The following is a 791-nucleotide window of genomic DNA, read 5'->3' as shown; positions in this document are numbered from 1 at the left end:
AAAAGCAATGGCAGACCAATTCAACCGTGACGGTCACGATGTTGTTGATCACCATACTTACACCTTCTTAGGTGATGGCTGCATGATGGAAGGTATTTCTCATGAAGCATGTTCTTTAGCGGGTACGTTGGGTCTAGGTAAGCTAGTTGCTTTCTGGGATGACAACGGTATCTCTATCGATGGTGACGTTGAAGGTTGGTTCACTGACGATACACCTAAGCGTTTTGAAGCGTACGGTTGGCATGTTATTCCTGCGGTTGATGGTCACGATGCTGACGCAATCAACGCAGCAATAGAAGCAGCAAAAGCTGAAACAGGTAAGCCAACGCTTATTTGTGCTAAGACTATTATCGGTTTTGGTTCACCAAACAAAGCGGGCACACACGATTGTCACGGTGCACCTCTGGGCGCTGAAGAAATCGCAGCGGCACGTGAATTCCTTGGTTGGAACCACGGTCCTTTCGAAATCCCTACTGACATTGCAGCGGAGTGGGATGCGAAAGAAGCAGGCTCTACTAAAGAATCAGCATGGGATGAGAAATTTGCAGCATACGCAGCGGCTCACCCTGAATTAGCGGCTGAATTTAAGCGTCGTACGGTGGGTGATCTTCCTGCTAACTGGGAAGCTGAAACAAGCAAAATCATCGCAGATCTTCAAGCTAATCCAGCAAACATTGCGTCACGTAAAGCGTCTCAAAACACACTGGAAGCATTCGGTAAGCTTGTTCCTGAATTCATGGGCGGCTCTGCTGACCTTGCACCGTCTAACTTGACGATGTGGTCGGGTTCGA

General features: G+C 48.3%; 1 pseudogene. It reads left to right on the top strand.

Annotation, left to right across the window (positions count from 1 at the left end):
* Positions 1-791 (top strand): annotated as a pseudogene (locus C9J12_RS30220) (transketolase); the annotation flags it as partial.

The organism is Photobacterium frigidiphilum (assembly GCF_003025615.1).
Classification (GTDB): Bacteria; Pseudomonadota; Gammaproteobacteria; order Enterobacterales; family Vibrionaceae; genus Photobacterium; species Photobacterium frigidiphilum.
Note: the sequence above shows the minus strand (reverse complement) of the source record. Positions and strands in the feature narration are given on the sequence as shown.